The organism is Terriglobales bacterium (genome assembly GCA_035764005.1).
In the GTDB taxonomy this organism is placed as follows: Bacteria; Acidobacteriota; Terriglobia; order Terriglobales; family Acidobacteriaceae; genus Gp1-AA112.
In genome coordinates, this window is sequence record DASTZZ010000031.1 from 90310 (window position 1) to 108619 (window position 18310).

General features: G+C 56.7%; 17 protein-coding genes. 9 read left to right on the forward strand and 8 right to left on the reverse strand.

The genetic code is table 11. The features are described 5' to 3' along the window. Positions 1 to 12: 12 nt before the first annotated feature. Entirely contained in the window at positions 13 to 594 is a 582-nt protein-coding gene (locus VFU50_05700; GenBank protein HEU5232331.1) for an MXAN_5187 C-terminal domain-containing protein, read from the reverse strand. Positions 595 to 766: 172 nt separating this feature from the next. On the opposite strand from VFU50_05700, the gene VFU50_05705 reads away from it, so the two are divergent. From VFU50_05705 to panC, 5 genes are all read left to right on the forward strand, one after another. Then, positions 767 to 1441 (forward strand): response regulator transcription factor, encoded by a 675-nt coding sequence (locus VFU50_05705; protein HEU5232332.1) that lies wholly within the window; start codon positions 767 to 769, stop codon positions 1439 to 1441. A gap of 482 nt (positions 1442 to 1923) precedes the next feature. Next, positions 1924 to 3174: a 2'-deoxycytidine 5'-triphosphate deaminase gene (locus VFU50_05710; protein ID HEU5232333.1), complete on the forward strand. Its 1251-nt coding sequence runs from the start codon at positions 1924 to 1926 to the stop codon at positions 3172 to 3174. Between the two features lie 148 nt (positions 3175 to 3322). Next, positions 3323 to 4216, forward strand: a complete 894-nt coding sequence (gene panB / locus VFU50_05715; protein ID HEU5232334.1) for a 3-methyl-2-oxobutanoate hydroxymethyltransferase — start codon at positions 3323 to 3325, stop codon at positions 4214 to 4216. 81 nt (positions 4217 to 4297) lie between these two features. After that, positions 4298 to 5104: a metallophosphoesterase gene (locus VFU50_05720; GenBank protein HEU5232335.1), complete on the forward strand. Its 807-nt coding sequence runs from the start codon at positions 4298 to 4300 to the stop codon at positions 5102 to 5104. Further along, positions 5101 to 5958 carry a pantoate--beta-alanine ligase gene (panC, locus tag VFU50_05725; protein ID HEU5232336.1) on the forward strand — a complete coding sequence of 286 codons (858 nt, stop codon included), beginning with the start codon at positions 5101 to 5103 and terminating at the stop codon, positions 5956 to 5958. Before VFU50_05720 ends, panC begins: the two co-directional genes overlap by 4 nt. A 132-nt stretch (positions 5959 to 6090) precedes the next feature. Here the strand turns inward: panC and VFU50_05730 are convergent, their stop codons facing one another. After that, a complete protein-coding gene (locus tag VFU50_05730) occupies positions 6091 to 7356 on the reverse strand; it encodes a cupin domain-containing protein (GenBank protein HEU5232337.1) in 1266 nt (421 codons plus the stop codon). A gap of 135 nt (positions 7357 to 7491) precedes the next feature. Then, the gene (pstS, locus tag VFU50_05735) at positions 7492 to 8568 is read right to left on the reverse strand and encodes a phosphate ABC transporter substrate-binding protein PstS (protein HEU5232338.1); all 1077 of its coding nucleotides are present in this window, start codon (positions 8566 to 8568) and stop codon (positions 7492 to 7494) included. A 234-nt stretch (positions 8569 to 8802) separates the two neighbouring features. On the opposite strand from pstS, the gene VFU50_05740 reads away from it, so the two are divergent. The 3 genes from VFU50_05740 (at position 8803) to VFU50_05750 (ending at position 12084) form a co-directional block, all read left to right on the forward strand. Then, entirely contained in the window at positions 8803 to 9495 is a 693-nt protein-coding gene (locus VFU50_05740; GenBank protein HEU5232339.1) for a hypothetical protein, read from the forward strand. A gap of 6 nt (positions 9496 to 9501) precedes the next feature. Then, positions 9502 to 10782: a 23S rRNA (uracil(1939)-C(5))-methyltransferase RlmD gene (gene rlmD / locus VFU50_05745; protein HEU5232340.1), complete on the forward strand. Its 1281-nt coding sequence runs from the start codon at positions 9502 to 9504 to the stop codon at positions 10780 to 10782. Between the two features lie 96 nt (positions 10783 to 10878). Further along, positions 10879 to 12084 carry a cation:proton antiporter gene (locus VFU50_05750; protein ID HEU5232341.1) on the forward strand — a complete coding sequence of 402 codons (1206 nt, stop codon included), beginning with the start codon at positions 10879 to 10881 and terminating at the stop codon, positions 12082 to 12084. A gap of 15 nt (positions 12085 to 12099) precedes the next feature. Here VFU50_05750 and VFU50_05755 read toward each other — a convergent pair whose 3' ends face one another. From VFU50_05755 to VFU50_05765, 3 genes are all read right to left on the reverse strand, one after another. Then, a complete protein-coding gene (locus tag VFU50_05755) occupies positions 12100 to 12516 on the reverse strand; it encodes a hypothetical protein (GenBank protein ID HEU5232342.1) in 417 nt (138 codons plus the stop codon). 49 nt (positions 12517 to 12565) lie between these two features. Beyond that, positions 12566 to 14008, reverse strand: coding sequence for an adenosine deaminase (locus tag VFU50_05760; protein ID HEU5232343.1), 1443 nt, complete (start codon positions 14006 to 14008; stop codon positions 12566 to 12568). A gap of 212 nt (positions 14009 to 14220) precedes the next feature. Next, on the reverse strand, positions 14221 to 14481 hold the full coding sequence (locus tag VFU50_05765) for a hypothetical protein (GenBank protein ID HEU5232344.1): 261 nt from the start codon (positions 14479 to 14481) through the stop codon (positions 14221 to 14223). Positions 14482 to 14972: 491 nt separating this feature from the next. Between VFU50_05765 and VFU50_05770 the strand changes: the two genes are divergently transcribed. Further along, entirely contained in the window at positions 14973 to 15221 is a 249-nt protein-coding gene (locus VFU50_05770) for a YtxH domain-containing protein (GenBank protein HEU5232345.1), read from the forward strand. Positions 15222 to 15403: 182 nt separating this feature from the next. On the opposite strand, the gene galU is transcribed toward VFU50_05770, so the two are convergent. After that, positions 15404 to 16279 (reverse strand): UTP--glucose-1-phosphate uridylyltransferase GalU, encoded by an 876-nt coding sequence (gene galU / locus VFU50_05775; GenBank protein ID HEU5232346.1) that lies wholly within the window; start codon positions 16277 to 16279, stop codon positions 15404 to 15406. 134 nt (positions 16280 to 16413) lie between these two features. Beyond that, positions 16414 to 18048 carry a hydantoinase B/oxoprolinase family protein gene (locus VFU50_05780; protein ID HEU5232347.1) on the reverse strand — a complete coding sequence of 545 codons (1635 nt, stop codon included), beginning with the start codon at positions 18046 to 18048 and terminating at the stop codon, positions 16414 to 16416. Positions 18049 to 18310: the final 262 nt, after the last annotated feature.

The window sequence follows — 18310 nt, forward strand, 5'->3', positions numbered from 1 at the left end:
ATTTGCTGCTGGTTATTTGGCTTTGGCTTTTAGCCGGACCTTGCCATCTTCGACTTCCACAGCGAATTCCACTGCGGAGGAACCGTACTCCTGGCGGAGCTGCTCGGTCTTTTTCTTTACGAATTTCTGGAATGACTCGAAGTTCCCGGCCGGCCCTTTAGATTTCGACGCCTGGCTGGCATGAAGCATTGCATCGTAGAGAGCTTTGATGGTCGACTTCTCTGCTTCCGCGTCAGCGATTCTGAACGCTGCGGCATCCGCATCGATGACTTCGTGCTGGTCTCCTTCAGCCTCGCGTACACCTTGAATCGCGAGCAGCGCGTCCTGCGGTCGGCGATAGCCTTCTTCTTTAATCCTGAGCTTCTGTTGCCAAAGGCTGTTGTAGATAGCGAACTTCTGCTGGATAGTGCTGAATTTAAAGCGTTGGCCGTAACTCATGCGCCGACCGTCGCTGAACTTCTTAAGGGTAGATTGGACGCGCCACTCCAAGTCCGTAGGAGGCTTCTTGGCGCCCCCGCCAAAGAACACGTCGTACTCGATCTTCAGCCGCCGGACGTTGTCATCGAGTTGGGAGAGTTCTTCGTCGACCGTCACAACGGCACCCAGAGAAGCCCCGGAACCGCAGCTTCGACCCCGGACTATAGCATAGGAAAACTACTCTGAAGCAGGGTGAGCTGCACCTTCGTAACAGCACCTTGGCCGCTCAGAAATCGGCTAATTCTGTGTTCCCACCCACCTTAGTCCCTCTGCATCTAAGCGATTACCTATGGCAGACTTCGACGTGCAAAAGATCCGGATCGTAATCGCGGATGACCACGCCATCCTGCGCGAGTCACTGTCCCTCTTGCTTTCGACCCAAAAGGACTTCGAAGTTGAGGGTTCGGCGACCAATGGCCAAGAGGCCCTGCAAATGGTGCAGCAGCACCACCCAGATGTCCTCGTCCTCGACCTTTTCATGCCTGACTTTGATGGTTTCGAGGTTCTCCGAACTCTGGATCGCAACGGCACGCGGGTAGCCACCGTGGTGCTAACCGCGTCAGAATCAGAGACCGACTACGCCCAGGTGGTCCGCCTCGGGGCACGAGGTCTAGTCATGAAAGGCGACGGCCCGCAGAGCCTGTTCGAAGCCATTCGCGTGGTTGCCGCAGGCGAGCTGGCCTTCTCTGACGAGCTCGCACGTCAAGTCGTAAGCAGCCTCGCGAACGACACTCGCGAGACCCAGCGCGCTCCTCAAGCCTCGCTACATCGTCTTTCTGACCGAGAGCGGCAGATCGCCTACTCGGTGGCTCGTGGCATGAAGAACCGCGATATCGCAACTCAGCTGAACATCAGCGAGAACACCGTCAAGCGACATCTGCAGAGCATCTTCGGCAAGACCGGAGCACGTGATCGGCTGGAGCTAGCCGTTCTTGCCCTGAATGAGGCTGGGAAGGCCGCCTAGTTCGCGGTTGACTGCGCCGAAGAGCGATTCACTACAGATTCCCTGCGCAGGGAATTTAGCAGGGAAAATTTTCCCGCAAGAGAAATTTTGAACGCCAGACCCGCATCAACACAGGTGATTCGCAATCAACGAGGGAATCTGCAGGGAATACGCAATAAATTGCTTCCGGAAGCCCGGCTTTTTGGACAACTCCGCCGAGAAGCTGCGTAGCCAGCAGGGAAAAGAGCAGAGAGTTCCAGTCCTCACCTGCGGAGTCCGACTCTTTCTCTGGCAGCATGCGGTCAGAACACCTGGCCTAAGGTCAGCCTCCACCCAAACCGCTCTAGCAATCGAGGAGATCCACAGGAAACAAAGCATCTCTAACCGATCCTGCATCCTCTACCCCGAATTCCACGTTATGCACCCGGTTTTGCTCGCAGAATGTCTATTGCCCTGAGTTGCTCTGGCAAGTAATCTGCCCAAAGGACCCTTCCCACTCACCCATGAGCACTCCCAGCCAGACCCGCTCTTCCGACTCTGAACTCGAACGCAGCAACGGAATTCTCCCGTCACAGTCTATTCGCTCCTTGGTCGCAAACGGCACGATAGGCGCGCCTGCCAATACGCAAATCACCGACGCACAAATCCAGCCGGCGAGCATCGACCTCCGTCTCGGCGAGCAGGCATTTCACATTCGCGCCAGCTTTTTGCCGGGCAAATCGGCGACGCTCGAAGGCAAGATCGGAGACGGGCTCCTCATCGACACCGTCGATCTGCGTGAACCTGCGCTGCTTACGCCGAACTCGGTTTACGTGATCAAGCTCAAGGAGACACTCCGGCTGCCCGCCGACATCAGCGGTATCGCCAATCCCAAGAGCACCACTGGACGTCTCGACATTTTCACACGGCTCATCACCGAGCATGCCGAAGAGTTCGAGCGCGTCCCGCGCGGATATACCGGCGAACTTTATGTCGAAGTCGTCACGCGCAGCTTCCCCGTGTATGTGCGCGAGGGACTCAAGCTGAACCAGCTCCGCTTCATTCGGGGCAAGGCCGAAGCCCGTGGTGACAGCGCTCTCCGCGAACTTGCGAAAGACGACCTGCTCGTCCGGTACGAGAGCGAAGGTCGCCTGGTGAGCGCGATCAACCGTGGACTGTCGGTCACCGTGAATCTCGAAGCAACCGATCGCTCCGATATCGTGGCGTATAAGGCCAAGAAGTTTGCCACACCGGTTGACCTCAGCAAAGTCCGCCATTACGAAATGTCAGACTTCTGGGAGTTTATTCGCGCTCCGCGCAGCCGCCGTCTCATTCTGGAACCACACGAGTTCTACCTCCTCGCTTCAAAAGAAAAGGTCCGCGTTCCTCCCGATCATGCGGCAGAGATGGTCGCCTACGATCCCACTATGGGAGAGTTCCACGTGCACTACGCGGGCTTCTTCGATCCCGGGTTCGGCTATGGATCCAAAGGCGAAATCCCCGGAACAAAGGCGGTCCTCGAGGTTCGTGCTCACGACATGCCAATTCTCCTCGAAGACGGGCAGTTCGTCGGCAAACTGCTGTACTACCGCATGGCCGCCACGCCGCAAGTGGTCTACGGCCAGGACATCGGCTCCTCCTACCAGCGCCAGGAGCTAACGCCCAGCAAGCAATTCAAGCTCCCTGAGGAACAACACGAGACCTCAACCGAACGTAACATCTCCGACTGGGGCACACGTTCTAGGCGGGAGATGGTCATGCTTGAGCAGCATTGAAGCCTAGCTGCTGTACGGAGTTCATGCGCGCCGCACGGGTTTCCCAGGTAACTTGGTTTCCCAGAGATTTGCGGCTACAATGACCGCGTCTGCATCTGAATAGCAGCACAGGCGCTATCCGCTACGCGGAGGTGCACTGGAGGACTCAATGAGCATCACCACCTCTCGTCCGGGTGACGATTCCAAGGTCACCATCACCTCCATACAAGAGAAGAAGCAGCAAGGCAGGCCGATTACCTGTCTCACTGCGTATGACTATGCGACTTCGCGCCTAGTCGATCAAGTGGGCATCGACATGATCCTGGTCGGCGACTCGCTCGCCATGGTCGTCCTCGGCTACGAGAACACGCTGCCGATCACCGTCGAAGAAATGTTGCATCACACGCGCGCCGTTCGTCGCGGAGTAAAGCGCGCGCTGGTGATCGCGGACATGCCGTTCGCTTCGTACCAGGTGGACGAAAAGCAGGCGGTCAAGAACGCCGCACGATTCCTGAAAGATGGTGGGGCCGAAGCAGTAAAGATCGAAGGCGGCGAAAAACGCGTGAGCCTCATTCATCGCCTGCTCGACGCCGAGGTTCCCATTATGGGACACATTGGCCTTACGCCTCAGTCCGTCCACATGATGGGCGGCTACCGCGTGCAGGGCAAGACTCTGAATGCTATTGAGTGCCTGGTCAAAGACGCCGTAGCTCTCGACCGCGCAGGCGTATTCTCGATCGTGCTCGAAGGCATTCCGCGCGAAGTAGCCCGCATCATCACCGAAGAAGTCGAGTGCCCGACCATCGGCATCGGCGCTGGTCCGGACTGCGACGGCCAAGTACTGGTTATTCACGACATCCTGAACTTGAGCGACCGCCAACCGGCAAAATTCGTCCGACAATATGCCGATGCAGCCGCGCTAATCAACAAAGCCGTGTCAGAATTCAAAGCGGATGTAGAAGCAAAAACATTCCCCTCAGATAGCGAGTCGTATCACCTGCCCAAGGAAACGCAAGCAGCCCTCGAAACAATCAGGGTCCGCAAAAGAGCAATGGTGCGATAAAACAACTCCGTGACCTTGCTCTCCAGACTTCGTGACCTTCGTGTTCGCTCCTGGTTTTGGTTTCTGCTGTCAATAGCGCAAGTGTCGTCGGCCCAGACAATCACGATCGCACACCTCTCGGATCTACATCTAGGCCTCAAGTCTCATCGCGGCACCGAAGAACGCCTCCAGCAGGCGATCAACCTGATTCGTTCGCGCCATGTGGACGCAGTCATCGTCAGCGGCGACATCGGAGACAAGTACGAGCAATCCTGGAATAAAGCCCGCCAGATGCTCGCCGCGCTCAAAGTTCCGGTCTACTACGTCCCCGGCAACCACGATGACAGCGCATCAACCGCCGAGCGTTACAACGAAGTTTTCGGGAAGGACTACTACACCTTCGACGTAAAAAGCATTCACTTCATCGCGCTCGACTCGCAGTTACTCGGCAACTTCAGCAACTTCCATTCCCCAGTTCCGCTGCAAGTTCCAAAAGAGGACGAGCCCGCCGCGGAGAAGATGCTGGCTTGGCTGAATGGCTTGCATATTCATGGAACGGTAATCCCCTTCCAGCACGTCCCGCCGGACCGTCCATCGCCGCAAAGCTCTCCGGACGACAAGCCCTATTGGATTCTCCACGACCCCTGGCGCACGCGCGAGCTCGATGCGCTACGCAAGCTCGGGGTGAAAAACATACTTGCCGGCCACTGGCATCAAGGTACGATCTACAACGTAGATGGATTCACGATTCACGTTGCTCCAGCCACAAGCTGGTCGCCAAAGAGCCCGCTCGGCTTTGCCATCCATCGCATTTCGAAGGATGGAAAAGTAAACACAGAGTTCGTTTACTTCGAGCACCAACCATTTGTCAGTACCGTCCCGGCACGCCGGGACGGCTCCCTGAAATGAAACTAGTTACAACCGTAAACGAGGCGCGCGCGGCCGTTCAGTCGGCGAAAGCCGACGGCAAACGCGTTGCTCTCGTTCCAACCATGGGCGCTCTCCACGCCGGACACATCTCCCTCGTGCGCGCAACCAAAGCGCGTTGCGATTTTGTCACAGCATCGATCTTCGTGAATCCGACGCAGTTTGGACCAAAAGAGGACTACTCGAAGTATCCGCGCAGCCTCGACGCCGACCGCAAAAATCTCGAAGCCGAGGGCGTGGACCTTGTCTTCGCGCCTGCAGTCGAAGAGATGTATCCGCAGGGTGCCACTACGTTTGTGAACGTCGATGAAATAAGCGAACGTCTCGATGGTCGCTCTCGTCCAGGACACTTCCGCGGGGTCGCGACAGTCGTAGCCAAGCTCTTCCACATACTCGAACCTGATGTTGCGTTCTTTGGCCAAAAAGACGCAGCTCAGGTAGCAATCATCCGCCGGATGGTTCGCGATCTGATGTTCCCGATTGAGATCGTCGTCGCGCCGATCATCCGCGAAGCCGATGGTCTCGCGCTCTCATCGCGCAACGTGTATCTCTCTCCTGACGAGCGCAGGCAAGCGCTCGTGCTCTCGCGCGCTCTGCGCGAGATCGAATCGCAATATCGCGAAGGTGAGCGGGATTCGAAGAAACTCATCGAAGCAGCGCTCGCAGTTTTCGCCAGCGAGCCTGCGGTGCGAGTCGATTACATCGAGCTGGTTGATCCCGACACGCTGGAGGATGTGGCCACGGTTTCGGCACGTACGCTAGCCGCAGTGGCGGCATTTGTGGGCACGACGAGGCTGATCGATAACGTAACACTGGATCAGAACCGGCGGCGGTAGCCGGGTGGGGCAGCCGTTGGGGTCGCGGCTGCGCTTTGCGAGAATGTCTGCAGAATGGATGCGCCCGGAGCTGGCCATTCGGCAATCTCCGGCCCACCGGCTACCGCCGCCGGTTCTGTTGTTACGCCGCAATCATTCCGGCAAAATCACCGCCTTCGTCTTTGGGATCATCTCGTAGGTGTTCTTATCGATGTTGAGGTGGGCCATCACCAGCTCCGGCGGGGTGTGCGCCAGCCACTCTGACAGCGAGAGGTCCTGGTAACGACCGGTCTTGAACATCTCGAGGAATTTCAAATCGGTATTCCCGGTGTTCTCGATGTAATGCGGCAGGCTTTGCTGCACATATCCCACATCGCCGGCTGTGAAGTTCATGGTGCGCGCCCGATGGCCGGGAGCAAGGATCGTCATCCGTCCGGTGCCGCTCATGTAGTACTGCCATTCGTCGGCATGCTGATGCCAGTGCAACTCGCGCAGCCCTCCGGGATGGACGGTTACGATGGCAGCAGCGACCGTTGTCGATGCTTTGAAAGTGCTTGAATCGACGATCAGCACCTCACCGCCCTTAGTCTTCTTTGTTGGCGCCAGATCGCGCGTTCGAAAAGAAAAATCGTAAGAAGAAGATCCGAGATTTCCTGCAGCGAGCTTCTGATCTTGCGTGACTGGCCCGGGTACCGGCGCCTGGAAGATGAACAGCTCGCCTTCACGCATGCTCTGCGCCGCCTGCTGCGACATTCCGAAGTTCTTCAGCAGAACTTCTTTGGGCGTGTGAGTCACGATATCCGACAACAATACCGTTGCGTATTCGGAGAAGTCGCCGTCATCGAAGACCAGAAGAAACTCGGCGCCGTCGGGGGCGAGCCCTTGGATGGAATGCGGTATTCCTGTGGGGAAATACCAGAGGTCGCCTTCGCTGGTATCGCGCACGAAGCTGCGGCCGTCGTTGTCGATCGCCGTGATTCTGGCCGAGCCGTAGAGCATGATCGCCCACTCGGCAGCGGTGTGCCAGTGCAGCTCGCGGATTCCGCCAGCGGTCAGCCGCATGTTCACTCCGGCCATCGATTTCGACACCGGTAGCTCGCGGACGGTGACCTCGCGCGACCATCCGCCTTCGAAGGTGCGCCGGTTCGAGAGCGAGAATGGATATTTGAATGTCGGAACGCCCCCTGAGTCGGTGAGCGGCGGCACGCTGACATCAGGATTTGCGCTGTCGAGCGATTTGTCCGTGGGGCCGGGATCAGTAATGCGCGTGGTTCGGCCGGTGGAGATCTTTTCCGGCGACTGCGCTGAGGCTCCCTCCGCAACTGAAAGAATGCCAGCGACGCCGGCAACCGCCGCAGAGCCTAGCTCGAGAAAGCCGCGACGTGAGATTTCTTTGGAGTCCTTGTCGTGTTTGGTCATTGATGTCCCGTAGGAGTTTGTCTTTGTTGCTCGGTGAGTGTAACGCGCTGCATATATCGGCCGAACCCACTCGGGAACTTTCATCCCGATGAAAATAAGTATGAGAAAGCAGTGCTTCTATAAGTCCGAAGAGGTTCAGTTCCCAATATGAGACAATCCATCCTCGCTCCGGAGATGAGCTGTTTCTTTTTGCTTCATGTTCCGCAACCGTGCGCTGATCTTCGCGCGAAGCGGAACGGGCAAATCGGCATAACCGGCGTCGGCCGCGATTCGCTGTCCATCGGAAAAGACCCAATCCAGAAATTCCTCCAGCGCCGCCATGCGTTTGGCATCGTCCGCATCGCTGCGGAGGTAGAACCAATCAAAGCTGGCGATGGGGAACGAATGCTCTCCGGGAGCGTTGGTAAGTGAGGCCGAGAACTTATCGAACTGCGGCGTTTCCACCGCTCGACATGCATGGGCCAGGCTCTCGGACGAGGCTTTCACAAACCGCCCGGAAGGATTGAGCACAAGACCAAACGGAATTCTGGATTGAATGGCATACTGCGCCTCGACATAGCCAATGGCTCCCATCTGAGACATTACCGTTTCCACCATTTCGGAGCTGCGTGCCGCAGGTTTGCCCACTGGCCATTTAGGAGAGGCGCTGACTCCCACTTCGCTCCGGAATTTTGGGCTTACCTTGGAGAGATACTCAGTGAAGATGTAGTTCGATCCCTTGCCTGGCGGGCGATTGATGACACGGATGGCCAAATCCGGGAACTTGATTCCCGGATTGAGCTTTTTCAGAATCGGAGAGTTCCAGTTTTTGATTCTGCCAAGGAAAATCTCGGCCAGGACCTCACCGGAAAATCGCAGATCAGCCGGATTGCCGGGCAGGTTATAGATCGGCACGATGCCGATCACGACGGCAGGAATGGGAATCAGTCCGGACTTAGCGTGTTGCTGGCTGGTAAGTGGAACCTCGCCCATGGCGAAGTCTCCGCTGCCATGCGACATCGCGGTGATACCTTCGTCGGTCCCGCTGGTGACGTATCGTATCTGTACGTTTGCAGCGCGCCGATTGTAGGCTTCCGTCCATTTCGCAACCAGCGGCGCTGGGACAGTAGATCCTGAGCCCACCAGAACCAAAGCTCCCTGAGCGGCTGCGGTGGGAACTGGATTGCAAAATAGAAGAGCTGTTCCGGCAAGAACCAGCAAACGTCTTCTCATTTGCCAGCAAGCTTACGTTGCCCTGAGTGTGCGTCAAGTATCAAATAAGCGGCATGTGTTCGGAGGCGCGGACGAGCAGGACGGAACCGCCGACGGTGGGCCGCCGCGTGTTTGCGGAGGCTGGTTCTGATGTTCGCAACATCTCCCACCGGCGCCAGCACCCCACAAAGCGCCAAGCCAGCGTTGCGGATTCTGTCCTGTCTCCCTGCTCTACCCTCGTGTTGAAATAGAGAGTTGAACTACTTCAACTACTTCACCGAAATCGAAGAGCATTTTCAGCGGCGGCGGGGCACGCTGCTTCTTCTATCTACGCTGGATTGGGCGTTGATCGAGACCTGGAAGGAAGCTGGCGTGCCGCTCGAGGCCGTGTTGCGCGGCATTGACGCTGCGTTTGATACTTACGATCGCAAGCCCAGGACGACGCGCAAAGTGAACAGCCTTGCTTTCTGCTCACAGGAAGTTCTCGCCGCAGCCGAGGATATGAAGGAAGCCGCAGTCGGTTCCAAGCGCGCCACAACCGACCACGATAGCGGCCTCGCTGCCGACGATGTGGGAGCTTATCTCACAAAGAACGCTGCTTCATTGCGCGTTGCGAACCTACAGGGATTGCCGCAGGAAGTCGTGCGCGAAGCCAGCGACTCTTTGCTCATGATCGCTGACGATCTGAAGCACAGTACAAACAAGCGGCTACATCTTGAGGATGTCGAACGTCGACTCACGGTTCTCGAGGAGAAGATCCAGGCCGCATTGATGACCTCAACAAAAGAAGATGAGCTCGTCGCCATTCGCGCCGAAGCCGATCGCCAGATCGCCACCTACCGCGGCAAGATGAATGCCGCACAGATCGATCAACTGCAGAAGCAGTTCCTGTACAAAAGACTCCTGGAACGCTATTCGCTGCCACGCCTTAGTTTGTTTTATATGTGATCGCGCGTGGAACTCACCATTGAAAAACTAATCTACGGCGGCGATGGACTGGCGCGTGGCGTGTCGGGAGAGCGCGCGAAAGCTGTTTTTGTTCCCTACGTTCTTCCGGGAGAACGCGTCCAGGCGACGATCGTCGAAGATAAGCCGGGCTTTTCTCACGCGGCGCTGGATCAGGTTCTCGAGCCTTCTAAGCTGCGCAGTTCTCCGCCCTGTCCATATTTTGGCCGGTGTGGCGGCTGCCACTATCAGCACATCGGCTATGAAGACCAGCTTCGTTTCAAAGCGGAGATTCTGAAAGAAACGCTGCGGCGTGTTGCCAAACTGGAGCTTGCGGTCGAAATCCAGAGTCATGCTTCTCCTCCGCTCAACTATCGCAACCGCACTCGCTTCCATGTGCGTACAAGCCCTGACTTCGCCATCGGCTATTTTCGCCACCGCTCTCATGAGCTTCTCCCGATCCGGGAATGCCCCATCAGTTCTCCGCTTATCAATCAAGTGCTGACCGAACTGTGGAAGCTTGCAGAGAAGCAGGGAATTCCTCCCGAAATTGAGGAGATTGAACTATTCGCGAACCATTCCGACGACTCATGCTTAATTGAGCTCTACGTTGACGAATCTGCCGAAGAGATCTCGCTGCGGTCATTCGCAGAAGTGTTTTCGAGAACGGTTCCCGAGGCGGTCGGACTCGTCTGTTTTCGGAATTCGCGGAATTTCGACAGCAAAGCCGATTTGCTCTGGGGCGAGCCAAGAATGAATTACGCAGCAGCGGGCGAGACGTATCTCGTTTCAGCGGGTGCTTTCTTCCAAACCAACCGCCACCTTCTCGAGCAGATGGTGGAACTCGCGGTAAATCAGCGCAAAGGAAAGCTCGCATTAGATCTCTATTCCGGTGTGGGACTGTTTACGCTTGCGCTGGCGCGACGCTTTGAACGGGTGATTGCGGTCGAGTCGTCGACGATCTCAGCCCAAGACCTCCGCGCAAATGCACATGCAAATGTGAAGGTTTCAATTCAAAGCACCGAGAAATACCTGACGAGTACGTCAGGCAAACTGCGCCCAGACTTGGTGATCGTCGATCCTCCGCGCAGCGGCCTCGGGAGCGTCGTATGTCAAGAGCTCTTGAAGCTCTCGACAAAAGAATTGGTGTATGTTTCCTGCGATCCAGCAACTCTGGCTCGCGACTTAAAACAGCTTACAGCGGGCGGATTCAAGATCGCCGAGATGCATTTGATCGATCTTTTCCCGCAGACATTCCACATTGAAACCTGCATAGTGTTAACCGGCTGAGTTCCCGTAAGCCATTGGCAGTTCAGCAGCTGGAATCCAGCTACTCTGGATTTCACTGGCGCGCAGCTTCGTTCCCTTAGACAATGAGTAATCGGCATGACGCACGGCGCCGACCCATTTCTGCTGCAGCTCCTGGTGATCTTCCTTTGGGCGAAGATCTTCGGCGAACTGTTTGAGCAGCTCTCATTGCCCGCGGTGCTGGGAGAGATACTCTCCGGCGTCGTGCTCGGTCCTTACCTTACGGCGTTCGTCATTCCCACCGACGCCACGACCTCCATCGGCGAGTTAGGCGCGATCTTCCTGCTTTTCACGGTAGGACTCGAGACGCGTCCGAAGGAGCTCATAAAAATCGGGGCCTCGGCTTTGGGAGTGGCAACGGCCGGCATGGCTTTGCCCTTCCTGATGGGATTTGTTTACCTGATGCTCCGGCATCACCCCACACATGAAGCGGCGTTCATCGCTGCAGCTATGGTCGCGACCAGCGTCGGAATCACCGCCAGGGTGCTCGAAGACCTCGGCGTGATGCAGACGCGGCCGGCAAAAATCATTCTTGGCGCCGCCGTGTTCGACGACATTCTCGGCATGGTGCTGCTCGCTGTCGTCGTGGGGCTGGTTTCTTCAGGTGAGATCGCGTGGATTCAATTGTCGCTGCTGCTGGTGGAAGCGGTGGGCTTTGCACTGGCCATGATCTTCTTCGCTCCCCGAGTGATTCAGCATATGCGTCCCGGATTGGAACGCATGGAAACGCACAACGCTCCGCTCGTTCTCGCGCTGGCAATCTGCCTGGCGCTTTCTGTTGGCGCCGAAAAGATCGGCATGGCGGCAATTATTGGCGCGTTCTTCGCTGGGCTCGCATTCGCCGAATACGCTCCAGAATGGAATTTGACGCCACGCGTCGCGGGCATTAATGAATTTCTCGCTCCGTTTTTCTTTTTCATCATGGGAGCGAAGCTGAACCTGAGTGTGTTCAACGGATCACTGCTCATCGCTGCCGGCGTGGTTTCCGTGCTTGCGATTATTTCCAAGCTAATCGGTTGCGGACTGCCCGTCTTACGCGAAGGATGGGACACGGTAATGAAGGTAGGCGTTGGCATGACGCCTCGCGGCGAAGTAGGACTGATCGTCGCCCTGCTAGGACTGCAGATGAAGATGATCTCTGACGCAGCCTATGCCATCGTCGTCTTCATGACTGCCGCGACAACTATCTTTGCGCCAATTACCCTTCGCATTCTTTATCGGAAACAGGAGCACACCGATAAAGCTCCCGAGTACGATACCGGCGAAACGGTGGAGCGGGTTTAGCGCGCATGTGCGGCTTTACTTTGCTGGTGCACCAGAGGGCTGAGGCGATGGACTTGAGGACTGGTGAAGGTACATGGCCCCGCGAACGCCGTTTATGAAGTAGAGGATGAAAAGAATGGTGACCACAGAACCCGCGGTTGCTGAAGATCCCGCGCTGCTGACGAATCGCTGCCCGGCCTCGAGTAAGTAGAGCAGCAACCCGAGAATTGCAGCGATACGAGAGTGTTTGCGGAGGCGCCATCCAATCAACGCGAATAGGCCGGCGTCGACCAGAGCCGAACCGCCAATGCCCAAAATAGCGTGGCCAAGCATGATCGCCAGAACGGCCACCGTTCCCGTAACCGCAACAATGATGAACGAAGCGGATGCCGCATTCTTCATCGCGGATTTAGCCGCCTCGGGGCTCTCGATTTTCGGCCAAAGGGAGTTCATGGCGGCGTATGTTCCTATTCTGGGATAACGCCGTCAAATTACGTTGGTCCTATTTGGGAATGGCACTCAAGGTGTGCCGCTCAAATTTGGCAAATCTCGCGTCTAGATTCGACGTGAGTTCCTTCTTAACCGCCGCCTCGGCAAAGCTGTACTTCAGCGAGTCGCGCACGATCTGCTTCAAGTCGGCATAGCTCAATCGATAATCCTCGACCGCGCGCAGATACTCGTGCGTCATGTCGGAGCGGGAGACACCTTCGTCGTCGGTGGCGATCACGACTGGAACTCCGTATTTTCGGTAGACGGGAAAGGGATGGCGATCGCCTTTTACTCCGAGAATCAGGTCATTGCTCGTCAGGCAGATTTCGACAGCGATTTTCTTGCGCGCCATCTCTTGCAGCAACTCGATCGGACGATCTTCGTGCATTACATCCACGCCGTGCCCGATGCGTTCTGCGTCTCCAATCTCCACGGCATCGCGAATGTGCGAACGTAGCCCGGCGGGCGGCACGAGCCCGGCGGCCAGTTCACCTGCATGTTCGGTGAGATGGACGTCCGGGTACAGCTTGTGAAAGTACGCGAACATGCGCATGTGCAGATCGTAGTCGTGCATCGACGTGTAGCCGTCTTCCGGCATCACGGGATTCACTGCCACGTAGCGATGGTCGGCCTTCGCAAGGGCGAACCCTGACATGATCTCGGCAAACACCTGCTCTTTCGGCGTACCGCGGTAGACCTCGTAGATGTAGCGAATGGTGACCTTACAGCCTGGATCGGCATGAGCAGAGTCATTGCAGGAAAGCAGGCGATCTTTCTCCGCTTCCGCCTCGTCTAATTGTTTTCGTACCTCGCCGACAACTTCGGCGACTCCAGCGTCTGTGAGTTTCTTACGCATTTGATCGAAGTCTTCGGTCCATCCCACCTGGGAAGCGAGCTGCGCTGATGTCCGATCGAGCCCCAGCGTAAGTTCCAGGTAGGACTCGTTCTGTCGTCCGGCACGCGACGCGACCTCTGCGAGCATTTCGCCGGTGTGTGCGCGAGACACCAGTCCGAAGCGCCCGAATGTGGCGAAGAAGTGGTCTTCTCCCGATTCTGAAATGCCAGGTTGGGAATATGGATGGAAGTCGCGCATCGACAGCGCATCGATCAGCACGCGATACAGGAACGGATTCGTGAGTGCCGTTTCGGCGGGTACGCTATCGCGCGCTGCGTCGCATGGCGAGGCGGCAAATGCCAGCGCTTTGCGATCGATGCACAAGCCGTCATGAATCGCGAACCGAAGATAGCTTTCGGCATAAACCGCTCCACTCAGATGATTGTGGAGATCACCGCCTTTCGGCATTTCGCGAAGAAAAGCCTCAAGCAATGGAGGACTGTTGCGAATCGACTCGAAATAGCGCGCAGTTTGCTGCTCGGCGTTCTGAGCCGCAGCGAAGTATCCAAACTGGAAAAGTAGAACGGTAAGGAAAACGGTGTGAAGTTTCCGGTGCGCCATTGAGCGCAAAGGATAACAGAGGCAATCCGAATTGAGCAGTGTGCCTTCGGCTCGCCTTTGACTACTCGACTGCGGCTCCTTCGAGACAGCAGGTGTTCTATTCGGGAGGGTTTACATCACAGCTTTTCCCCGAATGCCGATTGCCGAATGCTGACTGCCAAAAAGCAAAGCCTCCCAAAATGGGAGGCTCGTTGGTTCCGGAATGGAACTTGCTATTTCGGGTTGCTGGTTGAGCCGCTCGAGTCGCTGGGATTGCTCGTGCTGTCGGTCGAGGTCCCTTTGGCCTTTTTGTGCTTTTTGTGATGCTTCTTGGTTGTTGTGGTGGTTGTGCTGCTGCTCTGATCGCCCGATGTGCTGTTCTGTCCAGAAGTCGCGGTCTGGCTGCTGCTGGATTGATCACCGCTGCTCGACTGCGCAAAGCTCATCGAACCCATCAACGCGAGTGCAAATACCATCGTTAGTAGCTTCTTCACTGTGTTCTTCTCCTCTGGGGGTTATAGAGATAAAACCGAGTGACGCATGGAACAGCAACAATTGTAGTGAAATTCAGGTACTTGCATTCGTAATGGCGCGGAATGGCGGAGTGGGTAGTTGGACGAAGTCAGGCCAGCAGCTCTGAATGCAGTCGTTTGGCCATTCGATTCAAGCATTTAGGCCCCGACTTCGGACGTGCAGTATTGCAGTTGACCCACGAACGGTGGCATGCGCCAAAGTGCGCCATCTGGTAAAGTGCTTCGCTTGCAACAACAAAGAGCACGTCCGCAGCAGTTCCTTCCTTCGGCCGGGATGGAACCAGTCCGAAGCAAAGTTGAATTCATCGCGTTCCGCGGGTGCTCGAAATTTTCATCGGCAGCGAAGTTGCACCACTTCTGTGCGGCAAACTCTCTGAGGAAAGCGGCATCTCTAAGGAGGCGGCCGGTGGTTAGGACTGGAACCCCGTAAAATTTAGCTGGAGGACTTTTGCATGAAAGGTTTTCTGATTGGACTCGGAATTGGAGTTGGCTTGGGAGTGCTGTTCGCCCCGATGAGCGGCGAAGAGACTCGTAACAATCTTGTGGATCGCGCCAGCGATCTTTCTGACAGTGCGCGCGAAATGATCGACCAGGGCAAAGAACGCGTACGCTCGGGTATCAGCACCATTCGCAGCCAGGCTGAAAACGTCATGGGACGTGCGCAGTCGCAGCAGGCTACGGGCACCGAAGGCAACGTGTAGAGATTCGAATCTCCGAGATAGCAAAGGCGGCTCACGAGCCGCCTTTTCTGCTTTCCACTGAGTTTAGAACCAGAGAGGACACAGAGGCGCGCGGAGGACTGATGAGAGCAAGTTGCCACCTCGTGATGTGTAGTTCCTCTGTGCTCTCTGTGTCGTCTGTGGTGACGTTTTAAGATTGCACCTCAAAGCTGCAGCTTTTTTAGATATTCGCGGAACTGCGGCCCTAGTTCCTGACGCTTGAGCGCGAACTCGACTGTGGCTTTGAGGAAGCCGAGTTTGTCTCCTGCGTCGTGGCGCTTGCCTTCGTAGCGATAGCCGTAGATCTTTTCTTCTTTCAGCAGTAGGCGCATTCCGTCGGTAAGCTGTAGTTCTCCACCTGTGCCCAAAGGAGTGCGATCGAGCACCTCGAAAATTCGAGGCGTCAGAATGTAGCGACCGATAATTGCAAGATTCGATGGCGCTTCGTCAAGCCGCGGCTTTTCCACCATGTTGCGGACTTGATACAGGCGATCATTCCCTGCGACCGCAGTCGCGTCCAGAACGCCATAGGCTGAAATCCCTGGTCCATCCACTTCCTGTGTGGCGATGATGCTCGACTGCGTGTTATCGAACTGATCGATCATCTGCTTCAGGCACGGCGGGTTCGCGTCGATGACGTCGTCCGCAAGCAGGACTGCAAATGGTTCATTGCCGACCAGCTCACGCGCCATCAGCACGGCGTGTCCGAGGCCCATCGCCTCTTTCTGACGAACGTAGGCGACGTGGATCATGTCTGAGATCTGCCGCACTATCGTGAGCAGCTCAGTCTTCTTGCGCTCCTCGAGCATCTTCTCGAGCTCGTAGCTCACGTCGAAGTGATCTTCAATCGCGCTCTTGCCTCGGCCAGTAACGATAATGATTTGATCGCACCCGGCGGCGAGCGCCTCTTCCACGCCGTATTGAATGATGGGCTTGTCGACAATCGGCAGCATTTCCTTGGGCTGAGCCTTCGTGGCGGGAAGGAAACGAGTGCCGAGTCCCGCTGCCGGGAAGACTGCCTTTCTTACTCTCATGGCCATGAACGATGATCCTGCGCGACGCCAGCGCAACAAATGAAGGCTACGGAATCTTCGCCGAACTCACGGGCAGAGGCCGCAAGGGCGAACCGCGAATTATAGATGAACGCAAAGCGTCAGGAATGGCCGCAGCACTCTTAAGAAGCTCTACCCCAACCTCCGCCGCCTGGGGATTCAATCCTGACGCGCTCGCCGCGTTTCAGCCGAACAGTTCCCTTTTCGGGAATCGGATGTTCAGAGCCGTCCCCCCGGATTACGACATTGCGACCCGGAGCGCCATCGCTGCCGCCTTCCAGCCCATAGGGGCCACGCTTTCGGCGATCCGCCAATAACGTTACGTCGGCATCGCACAGCAGCTCCAGCTCGCGCACAATACCGTCACCCCCGACGTGCTTTCCTACTCCACCGCTGTTGGAGCGCAGCGAGTAGCGAGTCACGCGAAACGGATACGCGTACTCCAAAGCCTCGGCCGGAGTGTTCAGCGAATTTGTCATGTGGGTGTGGACGCCCGAGATGCCATTTTGCGTTGGACGTGCGCCCATTCCGCCCGCGATCGTCTCGTAATAGGCAAATGGCTCGCCGGCACGCACGTGGTCTTTCGCGAAGAGCCCGCCAATCGTGAGATTGTTCATCGTGCCTGACGAGGCGGCGGGAATGCGATCAGGAGCTGCTTTGGCCAGCGCGCGCAAGAGCGTGTCCACGATGCGCTGCGACATCTCGACATTGCCGCCTGCGACTGCCGCGGGTGGGCGGGCGTTCACAACGGTTCCTGGCGGAGCAATTACCCGAACCGGGCGCATAATGCCTGCTGCAGCCGGAACATCCTCTGCGAGCAGGCAACGAAATACATAGAAGCAGGCAGAGTAAGTAATTGCCTCGACCGCGTTTACGCTGCCCTCGACCTGCGGACCGGAGCCGCTGAAGTCGATCGTCACCATCGGCTCTGTGCCGCGCTTCTTCGCATCGACACGCATTTTCACTGCCACTCGAACCGGCCGGTGTGAGATGCCATCGCTGTCGAGGAAATCTTCAGCGTCGTACTCCCCGTTGGGAAGACTGGCGAGGAGAGCACGCATCATGTGCTCGGCATATTCCTGCAGTTCATCTGCTGCGCGTTGAACGCGCACGATACCGTAGCGTTGGCATAATTCCGCGAGCCGATGCGCGCCAGTGTTGCAGGAAGCAATCTGCGCGCCGAGATCGCCCTCGCGCTCCGCCGGCGTACGCACGTTCGCAAGCACCATGTTGAGCATGTCGCCTTGGGTGATCCCTGCACGCACAAGGAGCACAGGAGGAATGCGCAAACCTTCCTGGTATATGTCGCGCGAGAGTCCCATCGATCCCGCTGCCGCACCGCCGACATCGGCATGATGAGCGCGCGAAGCTACATAGAAATCAGGTTGCTGCTTGTTGCTCTTCCTCTTGCGGCCTCTGCCCGCCTTCCTCTGTTGAATAAAGACGGGAGCAACCAGCGTGATGTCTGGCAGATGCGTGCCGCCAGCGAACGGATCGTTGAGCATTGCGACATCACCTGGCCCAAGCTGCAATCGAGCAATTGCGGCCTGCACTGACATTGGCATCGAGCCGAGATGCACGGGCATGTGATCACCCATGGCAATCACTTGTGCGTCACCGTCGAAAACTGCGCAAGAGTAGTCGCGACGCTCGCGGATGTTCGGCGAAAACGCGCTACGACGCAGAGATGCGCCCATCTCTTCCGCTATGGAATGGAAGAGTTCGCGGAAAATTTCGAGTTCAACTGGATCGGCCATCGGGGAGAAGCGCCGATTATAGAGGCGCAGGAACTCACAAAATTCTTGACACTGAACGAAACAGGGCCCAATATCTTGGGGTAGTAGTGCAGTAAGCGCAATAAGCGGAGTAGCTCTTGCAGCTCTCCAAACCTAAGGGAGAACGTTCCACAAGGAGGAACTTAACGATGCCAATGAAAAAGAAGGCCACAAAGAAGAAAGCAGCGAAGAAGAAATAACTGCTGCTTTAGGCAAACTGATTTGCGGCCTTCGTGCCTAACGA

What these genes read in the sequence shown, in the direction of transcription:
- panC (HEU5232336.1), top strand. Translation starts at nt 5,101, where the DNA reads ATGAAACTAGTTACAACCGTAAACGAGGCGCGCGCGGCCGTTCAGTCG.
- galU (HEU5232346.1), bottom strand. Translation starts at nt 16,279, where the DNA reads ATGGCCATGAGAGTAAGAAAGGCAGTCTTCCCGGCAGCGGGACTCGGC.
- VFU50_05770 (HEU5232345.1), top strand. Translation starts at nt 14,973, where the DNA reads ATGAAAGGTTTTCTGATTGGACTCGGAATTGGAGTTGGCTTGGGAGTG.
- pstS (HEU5232338.1), bottom strand. Translation starts at nt 8,568, where the DNA reads ATGAGAAGACGTTTGCTGGTTCTTGCCGGAACAGCTCTTCTATTTTGC.
- VFU50_05730 (HEU5232337.1), bottom strand. Translation starts at nt 7,356, where the DNA reads ATGACCAAACACGACAAGGACTCCAAAGAAATCTCACGTCGCGGCTTT.
- VFU50_05760 (HEU5232343.1), bottom strand. Translation starts at nt 14,008, where the DNA reads ATGGCGCACCGGAAACTTCACACCGTTTTCCTTACCGTTCTACTTTTC.
- VFU50_05710 (HEU5232333.1), top strand. Translation starts at nt 1,924, where the DNA reads ATGAGCACTCCCAGCCAGACCCGCTCTTCCGACTCTGAACTCGAACGC.
- VFU50_05780 (HEU5232347.1), bottom strand. Translation starts at nt 18,048, where the DNA reads ATGGCCGATCCAGTTGAACTCGAAATTTTCCGCGAACTCTTCCATTCC.
- VFU50_05750 (HEU5232341.1), top strand. Translation starts at nt 10,879, where the DNA reads ATGACGCACGGCGCCGACCCATTTCTGCTGCAGCTCCTGGTGATCTTC.
- VFU50_05705 (HEU5232332.1), top strand. Translation starts at nt 767, where the DNA reads ATGGCAGACTTCGACGTGCAAAAGATCCGGATCGTAATCGCGGATGAC.
- VFU50_05755 (HEU5232342.1), bottom strand. Translation starts at nt 12,516, where the DNA reads ATGAACTCCCTTTGGCCGAAAATCGAGAGCCCCGAGGCGGCTAAATCC.
- panB (HEU5232334.1), top strand. Translation starts at nt 3,323, where the DNA reads ATGAGCATCACCACCTCTCGTCCGGGTGACGATTCCAAGGTCACCATC.